This window comes from Streptomyces sp. NPDC048659, assembly GCF_040650575.1.
Taxonomy (GTDB): domain Bacteria; phylum Actinomycetota; class Actinomycetes; order Streptomycetales; family Streptomycetaceae; genus Streptomyces.
Map to the genome: position 1 here is coordinate 123,978 of NZ_JBEZHM010000013.1, position 14,112 is coordinate 138,089.

The following is a 14,112-nucleotide window of genomic DNA, read 5'->3' on the forward strand; positions in this document are numbered from 1 at the left end:
TCAGCCCTCCCACGAGGCGTCCGGAAGTGTGCCCGGCCGCGCGGGCGCGCGGGCGGGGCCGGCAGGTATCGGGCTGGGGCCCCCGAGGGGCCCTTACCGTTGCGGGGCAGCTCCGGACTCTCACCGGATTCCCTGTTGCCTCGGCCGTGTGCGCGCCGCCGCGAAGCAAGGCGGAGCAGAACAACGCACTCAGACGCCGAACCGACAGCCAGAACACTACATCCGGGATTCATGCGACACGCCCGCACTAGATATAGGGGTGCCGAAGGTCCCAGGGCCGGGGACTTCAGCCCTTCGGAGCTCGCGGCGCGGCGCTCTGCCGAGGCTCCGCTCCCTTCAGGACCTTCGCCTCCCCCGCTCGGGGCCTTCGCTGGGCAACCGGCCGCACGGCCGGGCACAGGATGGGTGCGCGAATCATCGAACATCTGGTCGCGCGGCATCCGCCCTTCCCTTCCCCCCGCCCCCTCAAGGGCGGATGCCCGGGTGGACGGCTCGCGCCCCTCTCTTGGAGAGATCCCCTCATGGCTCAGCCGCCACCCCCCATCCCCGGCTACGTCCCCTTCGGGCACCCCTCGCCGGACACCCCGTCGGCGCCGCCGCCCCCGCGCCGTCGGTGGTGGCAGCACCCGGCGACCGTCATCACGGCGCTGGTGCTGTTCCCGCCCGGCGGCATCGCGCTGGCGTGGCTGAGCCGCTGGGGGCAGGGCAAGAGGATCACCGCGACGGTGCTGGCGAGCCTCTGGTTCGTCACGCCGCTCCTGGCCGACCCGCCGAAGGACCCGAAGACGGACGCCGCACCGCGCCCGGCGCCTTCGTCGACGGCCACCGCTTCCCCGGCGACGCCCTCGCCCTCCGACGCGACCCGCTCACCGGAACCGGCCGGAACCCCGACGTCCGTCATGCCGGCCGTCGTCGGCCAGCGGTTCGCCGCGGCGGAGGGCGCGGTGGAGGACCGTACCGTCCAGGAACTGGCGGCGGCGAGCGCGTACGCCGATGTGAAGCTGCCGGCGGACCACGCGAACTGGACCGTCTGCTTCCAGACCCCCGCCGTCGGGGAGCCCCTCGACCCGGGCAAGGCCGCCCCGAACGTCCACCTGGTCGCACCCGCGACCCGCTGCCCCGGCAGGCTCCACACCACCCTCCACCCGAAGCCGACCCCGACCCCGGCGGCCACGAAGCCGAGTCCCCACCCGAAGCCGACGACCACTCCGTCCCGGAAGCCCACGCAACGACCCACCCCCTCGCGCGACACCAGCGGGAACAGCTCGAACGGCACCGTCACCCCCGGCGCCTTCTGCTCCCCGGCCGGCGCCGTGGGCGTCAGCAAGAAGGGCGTCGTCTACACGTGCAAGGGCCCGGGACAGGCACGCTGGCGCCGCTGAGCGTCTGGGCCACCGGGCCACGCCTCGGCTGCGGTACGCGCGCGCCAGGGGCGACGTGCCGCATGCCGGGCGGCTCGGAGTGGCACAGGGCGGCGTGGAGCGAGCGGAGGGGGACGCGAAGGACGCGAAGGACGCGAACAGGGCTACTACCCGTACGAGGCTCCGGAAGGTCGCCGGTAGGCCGCCGAACGTGACGACGCCTGACGGCCATGAGGCCACCTCGTCTGTCGCGGTGAGGCACGATTGCTGGGGGATGGAGACCTTAGCGACCGGGAAAGGTCCATCGGCCACCTGGCGGACGGGCAGCGGCCTTGACGCGAGGGTGGCGGGGCAGATGAGGAAGTAGGCGGGGGCGGTGTTCGCGGAGGCGTTCGGCACGGCGGTTGACTGGGCGGCGATACCGGGCCCGCCCGGCTGGTACGACCCGGCGCGCGCTCGGCACGGGCTGCGTGCGCTGGCGAACGCGGCGAACCTCGTGGACGCGGCGCGGGCCGGGTCGCGGCTCGGGGGTGGCGGGATCGTGCACGGCCACAGTGCCGCTGTCTTCCCTGCGGCCGTGGCCGCGGCTCCCCTGCTACTGAGCGTCGCCGAGGACGGGCATCCGGCGGCGCGGGAGGTCGCGTTGGGGCTGCTCGACGAGGCCCTGTCGTTCTTTCCCCACGCCGGGTTCGCTCGGGTGTCGACGTCCTACGACACGGCGGTCCCGATCTGCTGCGCGCTCGCCAACGAACTGCGCGCCCGCGCAGATCTCCTCGCTGCACTGGGGAAGCGCGGTAAGGACCTTCTTGCCGACGCCTCCGTGCACTGGCGCTTCGACATCCAGGAGCCCGTCGCCGACGGCGCCGACGCGGCGGCCTTCGGCACGCTGGCCGGCCGCTTCCCGGCCAGCGGCGCCGCGCCTGCGGCGGAACTCCCCGTCGGTGGTGAGATCGTGATCCTCGACGAGGTCACCCTTGAGTACGCACCCATGGCGGGCGCACGCGACGCGTGCCTACGAGTGAGAGGGCAGCGTCCGTCCGCGTTGCCCCCGGGTGCGGTCTTGTTCGCGGCGGAGTGCGGCGAGAGGCTGCATTGAGGGGGAGACATGTTGGCGAGCTGTGCGACCGATCGCCGCTTCCCTCCCCGGGATTGGCCGTGAGGCCACCTGTGTTGCGACCATTCGGCAATGAACTCCAATCTCCCCGACGGATGGACCATTGCCCGGGTCCGCAAGGCATCGGGCGACCCCGAGGCTGCGCCGATCTCCCTTGATCGCCTCGTCGTCGTCGAGCAGTCCGACTCCGGCGACTATGAGGTGCTCCAGCCCCATCACATCCTCTCCTTCCACGACCTGTGCCTCGTACAAGCCGACGGCGAGTGGTTCATGGGCCGGATGGAGACGGAGGGATCGGTGATCTGCTGGGCGTCCTACGGGTCTGGCCTGGGAGAGGCCATCAGGTGCCTGTGAGCCGGCAGGCGCCGAGATTCCAAGAATCCCCGAGAACGACAGCACCGGGCTGGTCGAAGACCACTCCGTGCGGCTGCCGTTCCCGGCGACGGGTTGAACGCTGACGTACCTCAGCGGGCACCGGCCCGCCCCTCCCACCGGCGCCTCGCCGTTTGGGGTGTCGGGACGTACTGGCCGGTGCCATGTGGTCGCAGTGTCTCGCGGACCGCTGAACGAGCGGGCGCGCGGTCCGCTGGGACGGTGGGACAGTGATCAGGCGTTCGTCGACAGCGGCACTGTGATCTGCTTCAGCCAGCTTCCGGCGGCGAAGTCGCGGGCCTTGATGACGACCCGGTCGCGGAAGACCTCTACCTGGAGCCCCTGGTTGAAGGTGCCGGGTACGGACACCTCGCCGCCCTGGCCGTCGTCCGTGTAACCCGTCTGCACGGCGCCCGTGTTGATGACCGAGAACCCGTCCAGGTTGGCCGTGCCCGGGACGACCCGGCGGACGTACCAGTCGGAGAGACCGAGGTCCCAGTGCGTGTGCCCGCAGAACAGGAACACGTCGCGGTGGCGGCCGAGGATGCCGAGGAGCCGGTCCGCCTGGAGGTAGTCGCGGGAGTAGAGGCGGTTGTGGCTGCCAGAGACCGTGTTGGGCAGCGGGTGGTGGGTGACCACCATGACGGGCCTGCGGCGGCGGGCCCAGTACGCGAGGCGCTCCTCCAGCCACGTGAACTGGGCCTCGCTGAGCCAGACTTCGTCCCAGAGCTTCGGGTCGTGGAAGTGCATGTACTTCTCGGTGCCGAGGCTCAGGACGGGGATGCCGCCGAACGAGTGCTCCGCGTACACCGTGTTCCGGCCCGAGAAACGGAAGAAGCTGCGGAACAGCGAGTCCTCGGTCGTGCCGTTGGGCCAGGTGTCCTGCGCGAGGGTCGCGGGGTCGCGCCACTTGGGGACGTAGAACTCGTGGTTGCCGATGGCCCACGCGGTCGTCCGCGCACGGGTGTGGCGTGCGAGTTCGGCGGTGACGGCCGCGTACTCCGCGTCGTAACCGCGCGGCGTGATGTCCCCGGCGACGGCGAGGCCCGAGCTGTTCGGGTTGGTGCGGCGCATGTCCTCCAGGGCGACGCCGAGGTCGCGGAGGTCGCCCTGGATGTCGCTGATGACGTTGAACGCGGTGAAGGGCCGCCGCCCGGAGCCGATGTGCGCGCCGGTGAGCGGAGCGGGTCCCTGGCCGGGCTGCTGGAGGGGCGCGGCGCCCGCGGCTATCTGGGAGGCGGCGACGGCGCCGACCGCTCCGGTGGCGACGGTGAGCAGGGATCTGCGGTCCATGGGGGAATCCTCTCGGGGGCTGCGGGATCGGAGGGCCCGGGAGCTCGCGCGCCCACCCGGTCCCCGCGCTTCGAACCAGACCCGTTATGGGTACGTGATCATGGCGGCTCGCTCCCTAGGAGTGGGTGTATGCGACATGAATGGCTCTCGACGGGAGGGAGGGAGGGAGGGAGGGAGGGAGGGAGGGCGAACCGGGGTGAGCGGGCAGGTGGGCGGGCAGGTCGCGGGGCGGACCCTCAGTGCGGCGCCGTGCCCTCCGTACCGCTCTGTCTGTCCAGGTATCTGTCCAGATACCTGTCCAGGTAGGCGACCAGTCGGGTCTCGCTCCCCTCGATCCGCTCCCGTTCATGGTCGGGCAGCGACGCCAGCGCGTCCACCAGCCGGCGTCGCCTCGGGACCTGGACCATCGCACTCGAATAGATCCGGCAGCCCGAGCACCACGCGAGACCGATGCACCTCTCGTAGAGAGAGGACTCGGGAGGATGGAACCGGTACCGGTACGCGCACACGGGCGTCCCGCACGTGACGCAGATCCGCCGCTCCCCCGCGAGAACCGTCCCCCAGGAAGCGGCCTTGCGCCACCCGCTGCGCCCGCCCGCGCTCTCCGCTCTTCACGTCCACGTCGTCGTCATGGACCGCATCCTCCCCCAGGACGAGCCCTCGCCGCAGCGGCTTTACGCGTCGCGCACCGCCCGCGGCCGACGGGCCGCCTACTGTCGCCCCGTGGCCCGACCCGACGAGCACGACCGCTCCCCCCACCAGCCCCGCGAGCCTCACCGCCCCACCCCGCGCGCCGAAGGCCCCGGGCCGTTCACCACCCGTGAGACCTGGCGTCCGCCGAGCGGTGGCACCGTCGTCTGGGAGTCCCGGCTCGCGCGGCGGCGGGGGCGCCTCGTCGTGCGTCCGGCCGGGGTGGGCGGTGGGCGGCAGGCGGGTGCCGAGCCGGGTGTGCTCGTGCGGCTTCGGAGGCTGAACGCCGTCGCGGCCGGTGCCTTCGTCGTCGGCGGCGCGCTCTTCGCCGTCGGCGCGGCCATCGCCCAGTTCGGCTCCGGCGACGCGACGACCTGCGCGTCGGTCTACTTCGTCGGCGGGTTGTTCTTCACCACCGGCGGCTACGTGTCCCTGCTCCAGGTCGTCAACGCCCCGCGCCATGTGCCGGGTGGGGAGGGCGCGCTCGTCGCCGGGCGATGGCGCTGGTGGAGTTACGAGCCGATGCGGGTCGACTGGCTGAGCACGTTCGTGCTGTTCGCCGGGACCCTGGTGTTCGGGGTCGACCTGTTCGGCTCCTTCCTCCAGGGCCTGACCGTCCGGCAGGTCAACCGGCTGGTCTGGGCACCCGACGTGATCGGCTGCGTGCTCTTCCTCGTATCGGGCCGGCTCGCCTTCCTGGAGATCTCCCACGGCCGTCGGCACCGCCCCCGGCCCCGGCGCCTGCCCCAGCTCCTGCCCGGGCAGCACGGCCTCGGGTGGTGGATCGTCGCCGTGAACCAGCTCGGCTCCGTCCTCTTCATGGTCTCGGCGCTCGCCGCCTACACCCGCCCCGCCACCGGCAGCCTGGTCAACGCCGACATCTCCAACTGGGGGACCCTGACCGGCGCCCTCTGCTTCTCACTCGGCGGCGTCCTGCAGCTCTTCGAGCGGCCCTGATCCGGGCCCCGGTCGCCGCCCATCCAGCCGTCCGTTCACCCGTCCGTCCGCCCATCCACCCATTCATCCGTCCATCCGTCAGCGCGCGAACGCCCCCACCACCAGGTCCGTCAGCAGCGCGCCCGCCGTGCCGTCGGGGTCCAGGTCGGGGTCGTAGATCGTGACGTTCAGGCCGACGCAGCGCGGTGAGCGGACGAGGGGGCGCAGGAGGGCGGTCAGTTCGTCGGGGTGGAGGCCGTCCGGGTCCGGGCTGTCGACGGCCGGCATCACGGCGGGGTCGAGCACGTCGGCGTCCAGGTGGACCCAGAAGCCGTCCAGGGCGTCGTTCTCCAAGCTGACGGCGGTCGCCGCGCCGAGCTCGGCCGGGCCCCAGGCGCGGAGCTCCGAGACGGTCACGACGGGGACCTTCAGGTCGCGGAGCTGGACGACCTCGAGGTCGTCCGCGTACGCGTCCCGGGTGCCGAGGGCACGTACGTCCTCGTCGCGGAGGTACGGCCGCAGCCCCTCCAGATCGGTCAGGTCGCGCTGGCCGCGCCCGGTCGCGAGCGCCAGTTCCTCGCCGCCCGCCGCTCCGATCCGGTCCGAGTTGCCGGTGTTGCGGAAGTCGGGAGATGCGTCGACGGCGGCGAGCCCGTAGCGGCCGAGGCGGCGCAGGGCGAGCGCGGCGCCCAGTTGGATGGAGCAGTCGCCGCCCAGGACGAGCGTGAAGTCCCCGGCGGACACATGGTGTTCGATCCGGTCGGCCAGGCGGACCGTGTACGCGGCCAGGGCGGCCGCGTTGAAGACCCCGTCGCCCTCCTGCCAGTCCCCCCGGTCGTACCGGGGCGGCACGACGACGCCGCCCTCCAGGGCCTTGAGCCGTCTCACGATGCCGTTCTCGCGCAGCGCCCCGGCCAGTTTGTAGCAGCCGGGCACTGTGCCCGGGGCGGGCGGGCGCAGGCCGAGGTTGGAGGGGGCGTCGACGATCACCGTGTTCCGCATAAACGTCATCCTCACCGCGCCGCCGGGCGGGCGCAATGGACTTCCGGCGGGGCCGTGCCGTGGTGATTCCGGTGCCCTTCCCCTGCCCCTGTCCTTGCCCCTGTCCTTGCCCCTGCCTGGGTCCGGGCGGTCGGTGACGGGGTGGCGGCGACACTGCGGAACGATCATGTCTACGCTGCGGTGGTCGACCGCGTACGGATGAACGGTTGAACCGATGAGACGACAGGGAGAAGCGACGTGAGCGCAGCCAGGATCGCGATCGTGACCAGCCAGGCGGGCATGGAGTGGGACACCGATCTCCCCTTGATCCTGGAGTCCTTGCGCGCGGAGGGCGCGGCGGCGACCGCAGTCGCCTGGGACGCGCGGGACGTGGAGTGGGGCGGCTTCGACCTGGCGGTCATCCGCTCGACCTGGGACTACGCGGAGCGCGTCGGCGAGTTCGTGGCCTGGGCGGAGCGGGCGGGCGGCCTGACCCGTCTGTGGAATCCGGCGTCGGTGGTGCGGTGGAGCAGCGACAAGCGGTACCTGCGGGATCTCGCCGGGCGCGGGGTGCCCGTCGTGCCGACCCGGTTCGTCGAGCCGGGTGCGGCGTACGACGAGGAGGGCATGGCCGCCCTCCTCGACGCCGGCGCCGTCGTGGTCAAGCCCGCGGTCTCCGCCGGAGCGTTCGACACGGCCCGTTACGAGCCCGAGCAGCACGCCGATGCCGCCCGCCACGTCCGCTCGCTGCTGGACCGGGGCCGCGTGGTCATGGTCCAGCCGTACCTGCGACTGGTGGAGGAGGGGGAGCGGGCGCTGGTGTTCGTGGCGGGCGCGTTCAGTCACGCGATCCGGAAGGGGCCCGTGCTGACGGAGTCGGGCGTGATCGACAACGCCCGGGTGCCGCACCCCGGCGTCGCCCCCTACCAGCCGTCCGAGGAGGAGCTGACGGCTGCGCTGGCCGCGCTGGCGGCCATACCGGCGGCGGAGGCCCCGCTGTTCGCCCGCGTGGACCTCGTCCTGGACGAGTCGAGGCGGCCCACGGTCATGGAGCTGGAGCTGATCGAGCCGAACCTCTTCCTCGGCGACCGGCCGGATGGCCTGAAGCGGCTCGTCGACGCGATCCTCGCCAAGGCCGGCGCGGCCGGGCACTGACGTTCGCCCGGGGCCCGGTCACCAGTCGCGGACGGATTCGGCGCCCTCGATCAGCGCCGCCCGTGCCGCCCGTACCGTGGAGAGGTCGCGTCCGGCGGATGTCCGCGCCTCGTCGGCCAGGAAGGCGAGGGCGTCGAACAGCTCCTCCCGTTCCACGGTCTCGATGAAGGACCAGCGGTCGTCCAGCGCGTCGAGGGCGCTGCCGAAGGCGCGCCCCACGGACGTCGAGCGCCACGCCGTGGCGCGCATGGGGACGCCAGGTCCTGCGCATGGCCGACGCGTAGACGGCCGGAACGCCGTCAGGGACAGGCGGGTGAGGTCCGGGAAGGTGGCGACGAGGCGGGCGCAGTCGAGCACGTCCCCCAGGTCGGCCATGGTGGGGGCTCGGGCCTCGACCAGTCCAAGGCGAGGACCTCGGCCGTCCGTCCCTCGGCGTCGATGCCGGTGATCTGCGATGCGGTCCAGGCGCCGCCCTCCGCCCTCCGCTCTCCGCTCTCCGCTCTCCGCTCTCCGCTATGAGAGACTTGTCGACATGATTATCGAACGTGCGTACGCACACGGAGGTACGCACGACCCCACCGAGTGGCCGTGGTCCGTCCCCGGCGTGCGGGATCTCGTGGCCCACGGGGTGCGCTTCACGGCCCCCGTGACCTTTCTCGTCGGGGAGAACGGTTCGGGCAAGTCGACGCTGGTCGAGGCCCTGGCCGAGGGCTTCGGGCTGGATTCCTGGGGCGGCTCGCACGACTGGCGGTACGCGAGCCACCGGCCCAAGTCGGTGCTCGGCGAGCGGGTCCGGTTCGACGCCGCGCCGCGCGGCCGGGCCATGCTCGGGAGCTGGGCCGCCCGGAAGGGGTTCTTCCTGCGGGCCGAGACGGCCCTGGACGCGCTGGACAGGGAAGGGTTCACGCCGGACGCGGTCAGCCATGGCGAGGGGTTCCTCGCGGCCTTCCGCGGCAAGTTCCTCCAGGCCGGGCTGTACGTGATGGACGAGCCGGAGGCGGCGCTGTCGTTCACCTCCTGCCTGGAGCTGATCGGGCACATCGACCAGCTCGTGAAGAACGGCGGCCAGGTCATCTGCGCCACCCACTCCCCCCTGCTGACCGCGCTGCCCGGCGCGGACATCATCGAGGTCGGCGAGCACGGGCTGCGCCGGACCACCTGGGCGGACCTCGAACTGGTCGACCACTGGCGCCGCTACCTGGCCGACCCGCGCGCGTATCTCCGGCACATCCTGGACTGAGCGCCGAGCGGCTAGCCTGGGCCCATGATCGTATGGCTGAACGGCACCCATGGCGTCGGCAAGACCACGACGAGCGGGCTCGTGCAGCAACTGATCCCCGACTCACGGGTGCTCGACGCCGAGAAGGTCGGCGAGACGCTCATGGACATCAAGCCCGGGCTGCCCACGACGAACAACTTCCAGCACTGGGCGCCCTGGCGCCCCCTCGTCGTCGAGACCGCCCGCCGCGTCCTCGACTACACCGGCGGCACACTCGTGATGCCCATGACCGTCCTGGTCGAGGAGTACTGGCGGGAGATCAGCGCCGGTCTCGCCCAACACGGCATTCCTGTACGGCACTTCGTCCTCCACGCCGACCAGGCCACGCTCCGCGCCCGCATCGCGGGCGACACCGTCATCGGCCCCGACTCGCCGTTCCGTCTCCGGTACCTGGAGCCGTACGCCGAAGCCGCCCGCACCTGGCTGCACGCGGAGGCGGAGGTCGTCGACACGACCCGCCTCACCCCGCCCCAGGCCGCCGCGCGGATCGCGGAGGCGGTCCGGCCGGCGGGCTGACCCCCCATACCGCCGCCGTCACATGGCCGGACGGACGGGTGGGCGGCGGGCGCCTCGCGCGAGCCCGCCGCCCACCCTGCCGCGATCTTCCGTCAGCGCCGGAACGGCAGCCGGTACGAGTCCACGTAGCCGGGGGCCGGGGTCCCGACGCCCGTGACGGGGTCGTAGCCGGGCACCGCGGCCAGGGAGCTGTCCTTGCCGAGGCTGCGGACCGAGGTGACCAGGCCGTCGGACGCGTCCGTGCCGTTGGCAAAGTCGTTGCGGGCGACGGCCAGTTCGCGGCCCGCGCCCAGCGGGTGGTCCGTCACGTCGTGCAGGAGCGGGGAGCCGTAACGGGCGTAGATGCTCGGGTTCGCGAAGCCGATCGGGAGGTGGCGGGCCTGCTGGGCCAGGGCCTGGAGGCCCGCGACCACCGGGGCGGCCAGCGACGTGCCGCCGATGCGGTACTCGTCGTACGCGACCGAGCCGTCCGCCCAGGTCTGGGTCTGCCCCACGAGGAAGCCGGTGTTCGGGTCGCCGACGGCCGCGATGTCCGGGACCGTGCGCATGGGGGCCGGACCGGTCGCCTTGGCGAGCGCGTCGGGCACGACGCCGCGCTGGTACGCGGGCTGCCGGACGGTGGCGCTGGTGCCGCCGCCCGCCCCGCTGGTGTACGCGCCGGGGAAGCCGGTCCAGCCGGTGCCGTCCGCGGCGAGCGGCGCCTTGAGGGTGCCCCAGCCGGTCTCGAAGCGGTAGCGGTCGCCCTTGCCGACGGCGAGCGAGGTGCCGCCGACGGCGGTCACCCAGGCCGAGTTGGCGGGGGTGTCGACCTGCTTCGTGCCGGTGTTGGCGACCTCGTCGCCGTTGTCGCCGGAGGAGAAGTAGAAGCCGATGCCCTCGACCGCGCCGAGCTTGAAGGTGTGGTCGTACGCGGCGGCGATCTCCGGGGTCTCGTTGGCCTCGATGTCGCCCCAGGAGTTGGAGACGATGTCGGCCAGCCGCTTGTCGACGATCTTGTTGAGGGCGTCGAGGAGGTCGGGGTCGTTGCAGGAGGCGCCCGCGACGTAGACGACGTTCGCGTCCGGGGCGACGGCGTGCACCGCCTCGACGTCGAGGGTCTCCTCGCCGTACCAGCCGGAGGCGTCGCAGTCCTCGGTGTGGGTGTACTCGGCCGGGGTGACCTGCCGGAGCTGGCCGGGGCGGTAGCCCTTGTCGCCGTTGCGGCCGGCGTACGTCCGGGCGTCGGCGGCGATGGTGGGGCTCGCGTACGCGTCCGTGATGGCGACGGTGACGCCGCGACCCGTGTAGCCGCCGGCGCCGTACGCGGCACGCAGCTGGCGGCCGGTGTAGCCCTTGATCGCGTACGGGACCTTCCCGCCGTACGCGTCCGGGAGGGAGCTCGCCGTGTTCGAGCCGTAGTACGTGGAGAAGGGGCCCGCGTTGCGGAAGCCCGCACCGGGGCCGGGCAGGGTGTCCTGGTGGGTCGCCCGGTGCGGGGCGGTGTCCAGGCCGGTCACGGTCAGCACCGCGTCCGCGAGGGCGCCCGGCGCGGAGGGGGCGGTGGTGGGGGCACGGTAAGTGGCTCCGCCCTTGCGGTAGTCGTGCAGCTGGGTCGCGAACGCCCGCTGCGCGGCGGCCACATCGCCCGTCACCGCGAGGTAGTGGTCGTCGGCGTGGGTGACCGTGAGCCCGGCGTCCGTGAGCCAGCGGGTGACGGCCCGGACCTGCGCCGGGGTGGCGCCGAAGCGCTCACGTACCTGAGCAGGTGTCAGATAGGCGCCGTATCGGGGGGACTTCGGGTCGGATACCGCGGCGGCGTACGCGGTGAGGCCCTGCGGATCGCGTCCGGCGAGGTAGACGCGGGCGTCGACCCGGGCGGTCCGGGCGGTGCCGCCCTTGTCGGCCGAGGCCGTGGCCCAGGCGGGCCTGGCACCCGCCAGGGCGGTCCGGCCGCCGGGCACCGGTGCCGCGGCGTCCGCGGCCGGTATCCCGAGGGCGAGCGCCCCTGCGAGCAGCGGCAGGACCGCGGCGATGCCCATCGATGTGCGCCGTACCGTACGGCTGCTTCCCATGTCGTCCCCTGTGGTGAGGCGTTCGCGGGCCGCGGCAGAGCGCGCGGCGGGTACGGCGCCACTCTTGTCAGGATCAGTTCACGTAGGGGGAAGGGAGTGATCAAAAGAGACCAAAGAGCTTTCAATGAAACGGAATTGCTCGGATCTCATCGGTCGGGAAAGGGGGTGGGTCGAGGTCGGGGTCAGGGGCGGGGGCGAAGCCGGGGTCAGGGGCGGGGGCGAAGTCGGGGACGAGGACGGGTGACTGATGTCGTCCCGCCCCGCCTCCCGAACCCTCCCCGCCCCTTACCCCGCCGCCAGCGCCAGCGTCGGGGACAGTCGGGACGCCCGTACCGCCGGGTAGAGGCCCGCGACCGTGCCGATCGCTAGTGTCGCCGCGAAGCCGCCCGCCGCGGACCAGGGCGGGACGACCCAGGGCAGTCCGCCCGCGGTGGCGTACGCGGCGACGGCCGCGGCGCCGAGGGCGACCCCGGCCAGTCCGCCGAGGCCCGAGAGCATCAGGGACTCGGTGACGAACTGGATCCGGATCTGGCCCCGGGTCGCGCCCAGCGAGCGGCGCAGCCCGATCTCGTGGCGCCGTTCCAGGACCGAGATGATCATGGTGTTGGCGACGCCGACGCCGCCCACCAGCAGCGCGATGCCGCCCAGGCCGAGCAGCAGCGTGGAGAAGGCGCCTTCTGTGGCGGCCTTCGCCTTGAGGGCCGAGGACGGGTCGCTCACCGACACGTTCTGCGGGTTGCCCGGGTCGATCGTCGGGGCGAGCAGTCGCTGGACCTCCCGTACCGAGGCGTCCGTGGACCGCTCGTACACCGTCGTCGGATGTCCGTCGAAGCCGAGCAGCCGCTGGGCGGCGTCCCAGCCGACCAGGGCCGAGCGCTCGATCTCCGGGGCGAGCGGCAGCGGGTCGAGGATGCCGACGACGGTGAAGTACCGGTCGTCGATCCAGACCTGCCGGCCGAGCCGGTCGATGCCGAGGCGTTCGGCGGCGACGTGGCCGAGGACGACGGCCGGGTAGCGCCCGTTCGCGGCGTTGAGCCAGGTCCCGGCGCCCGTCGTGCCGCGCAGCACGTCGAGCAGGCCCTCGGTGGCGGCCTTGACCGCGATGCCTCCGGTCTCCGCCGCCGGGATCTTCTCGGAGCGGCGCACCGAGCGCGTGAGGTCGCCGGTCGCGCCCGCCTTCTCCACGCCCTCGATGCGGGACACGGTGCCCACCGCGTCCTTGGGCAGTTTGACCTCCTGTCCGCTGAACATCCCCTCGCCCGCCTTGGCGACCAGCATGTTCGTGCCGAGCGCGTCGAGCTGGCGCAGGAGCTGGGCCTGGCTGGAGGCCGAGATGCCGACGACCGCGATCATGGTCGCGATGCCGATGGCGATGCCGAGCGCGGACAGCACCACGCGTACGGGGCGGCTGCGCAGCCCTGCCGAGCCGACGTGCAGGACGTCACGCGGTCCGAGCCGGGCCGCCTTGAGGGCCGTACGGCGGGCCGAACGCGGGCCGGCCGGGGGTGTGGGCGGGGGTGGCGTGCGGTTCATCGGGCCATCACCTTTCCGCGCGCGGTGTCCGCGACGACGCGGCCGTCGCGGATCCGTACCTGGCGCGGCAGGCGTGCCGCGATCTCGGTGTCGTGCGTGATGACGGCGATGGTGGCGCCCTCCGCGTTCAGCGTGTGCAGCAGGTCCATCACCGCCTCGCCGGAGGCGGAGTCGAGCGCCCCCGTCGGCTCGTCGGCCAGCAGCAGCGCGGGCTCGCCGACGACGGCCCGGGCGATGGCCACGCGCTGCTTCTGTCCGCCGGACAGCTCGTGCGGGCGGTGCCGGAGCCGGTCGGCGAGGCCCACCCGGGCCAGCGCGTCCGCCGCCATCCGGCGGCGGCGGGCGCGGGGCAGCCCCGAGTAGAGCAGCCCTTCGGCGACGTTCTCCACGGCGGCGACACCGGGCACCAGGTGGAACGCCTGGAAGACGAAGCCGATGTGCCGGGCCCGGAGCGCGGAGAGCCTGCGGTCGGTCAGCGCGGCGACCTCGTGTCCGGCGATCGCCACGGTCCCGGCGGTCGGCCGGTCGAGGGTCCCGACGATGTGCAGGAGCGTCGACTTGCCGGAGCCCGAGGGGCCGACGATGCCGAGCAGTTCCCCCTCGTCCACACCGAGGTCGACGCCGTCGAGGGCGCGCACCCCGCCCGCGTACTCCTTGACCACGTCCTTGAGCTCGACGACGCGGCGGGGGGCGCGGGGGCCGGGACCCACATCGGTCCTCGGCCTTGTCATCCCTTCCGGGTTCATCCGTTCCGGGTTCATCCGTTCCGGGTTCATCCCGTCCGGGCTCGCCCCTTCCGGGTTCGTCCCTTCCGTGCTCGCCCCGTCCGGG

Annotated in this window: 14 protein-coding genes and 1 riboswitch; of the genes, 7 read left to right on the top strand and 7 right to left on the bottom strand. The window is 72.9% G+C overall.

What is annotated here, in order from left to right:
• Window positions 1-59: 59 nt before the first annotated feature.
• Window positions 60-158, bottom strand: a riboswitch (cobalamin riboswitch).
• A gap of 363 nt (window positions 159-521) precedes the next feature.
• The 3 genes from AB0C99_RS13330 (at window position 522) to AB0C99_RS13340 (ending at window position 2,829) form a co-directional block, all read left to right on the top strand.
• Window positions 522-1,382, top strand: a complete 861-nt coding sequence (locus AB0C99_RS13330; protein WP_362473881.1) for a hypothetical protein — start codon at window positions 522-524, stop codon at window positions 1,380-1,382.
• 355 nt (window positions 1,383-1,737) lie between these two features.
• Window positions 1,738-2,457: a hypothetical protein gene (locus AB0C99_RS13335; RefSeq protein ID WP_362473883.1), complete on the top strand. Its 720-nt coding sequence runs from the start codon at window positions 1,738-1,740 to the stop codon at window positions 2,455-2,457.
• A 90-nt stretch (window positions 2,458-2,547) separates the two neighbouring features.
• Window positions 2,548-2,829, top strand: coding sequence for a hypothetical protein (locus tag AB0C99_RS13340; RefSeq protein WP_362473886.1), 282 nt, complete (start codon window positions 2,548-2,550; stop codon window positions 2,827-2,829).
• A 252-nt stretch (window positions 2,830-3,081) separates the two neighbouring features.
• Here AB0C99_RS13340 and AB0C99_RS13345 read toward each other — a convergent pair whose 3' ends face one another.
• Both AB0C99_RS13345 and AB0C99_RS13350 read right to left on the bottom strand, forming a co-directional pair.
• Entirely contained in the window at window positions 3,082-4,140 is a 1,059-nt protein-coding gene (locus AB0C99_RS13345; RefSeq protein WP_362473888.1) for a DUF4073 domain-containing protein, read from the bottom strand.
• Between the two features lie 236 nt (window positions 4,141-4,376).
• Window positions 4,377-4,547 carry a hypothetical protein gene (locus AB0C99_RS13350; protein WP_362473891.1) on the bottom strand — a complete coding sequence of 57 codons (171 nt, stop codon included), beginning with the start codon at window positions 4,545-4,547 and terminating at the stop codon, window positions 4,377-4,379.
• A gap of 316 nt (window positions 4,548-4,863) precedes the next feature.
• On the opposite strand from AB0C99_RS13350, the gene AB0C99_RS13355 reads away from it, so the two are divergent.
• The gene (locus AB0C99_RS13355; RefSeq protein ID WP_362473893.1) at window positions 4,864-5,787 is read left to right on the top strand and encodes a hypothetical protein; all 924 of its coding nucleotides are present in this window, start codon (window positions 4,864-4,866) and stop codon (window positions 5,785-5,787) included.
• Window positions 5,788-5,865: 78 nt separating this feature from the next.
• On the opposite strand, the gene AB0C99_RS13360 is transcribed toward AB0C99_RS13355, so the two are convergent.
• Window positions 5,866-6,768: an arginase family protein gene (locus AB0C99_RS13360; RefSeq protein WP_362473896.1), complete on the bottom strand. Its 903-nt coding sequence runs from the start codon at window positions 6,766-6,768 to the stop codon at window positions 5,866-5,868.
• Between the two features lie 237 nt (window positions 6,769-7,005).
• Here AB0C99_RS13360 and AB0C99_RS13365 point away from each other — a divergent pair, with 237 nt between their 5' ends.
• On the top strand, window positions 7,006-7,902 hold the full coding sequence (locus AB0C99_RS13365; RefSeq protein WP_362473899.1) for a hypothetical protein: 897 nt from the start codon (window positions 7,006-7,008) through the stop codon (window positions 7,900-7,902).
• Window positions 7,903-7,920: 18 nt separating this feature from the next.
• Here the strand turns inward: AB0C99_RS13365 and AB0C99_RS13370 are convergent, their stop codons facing one another.
• Complete coding sequence (locus tag AB0C99_RS13370; RefSeq protein WP_362473902.1) at window positions 7,921-8,151, bottom strand: hypothetical protein; 231 nt, start codon at window positions 8,149-8,151, stop codon at window positions 7,921-7,923.
• A 283-nt stretch (window positions 8,152-8,434) separates the two neighbouring features.
• On the opposite strand from AB0C99_RS13370, the gene AB0C99_RS13375 reads away from it, so the two are divergent.
• Together AB0C99_RS13375 and AB0C99_RS13380 are read left to right on the top strand one after the other, a co-directional pair.
• Window positions 8,435-9,142: an AAA family ATPase gene (locus AB0C99_RS13375; RefSeq protein WP_362473905.1), complete on the top strand. Its 708-nt coding sequence runs from the start codon at window positions 8,435-8,437 to the stop codon at window positions 9,140-9,142.
• 24 nt (window positions 9,143-9,166) lie between these two features.
• Window positions 9,167-9,697 carry an AAA family ATPase gene (locus AB0C99_RS13380; protein ID WP_362473908.1) on the top strand — a complete coding sequence of 177 codons (531 nt, stop codon included), beginning with the start codon at window positions 9,167-9,169 and terminating at the stop codon, window positions 9,695-9,697.
• Window positions 9,698-9,789: 92 nt separating this feature from the next.
• Here the strand turns inward: AB0C99_RS13380 and AB0C99_RS13385 are convergent, their stop codons facing one another.
• The 3 genes from AB0C99_RS13385 to AB0C99_RS13395 form a co-directional block, all read right to left on the bottom strand.
• On the bottom strand, window positions 9,790-11,748 hold the full coding sequence (locus AB0C99_RS13385; RefSeq protein WP_362473911.1) for a S53 family peptidase: 1,959 nt from the start codon (window positions 11,746-11,748) through the stop codon (window positions 9,790-9,792).
• 285 nt (window positions 11,749-12,033) lie between these two features.
• A complete protein-coding gene (locus AB0C99_RS13390) occupies window positions 12,034-13,281 on the bottom strand; it encodes an ABC transporter permease (protein WP_362473914.1) in 1,248 nt (415 codons plus the stop codon).
• Window positions 13,278-14,012, bottom strand: coding sequence for an ABC transporter ATP-binding protein (locus tag AB0C99_RS13395; protein WP_362473917.1), 735 nt, complete (start codon window positions 14,010-14,012; stop codon window positions 13,278-13,280). The genes AB0C99_RS13390 and AB0C99_RS13395 overlap by 4 nt, the downstream gene beginning before the upstream one ends.
• Window positions 14,013-14,112: the final 100 nt, after the last annotated feature.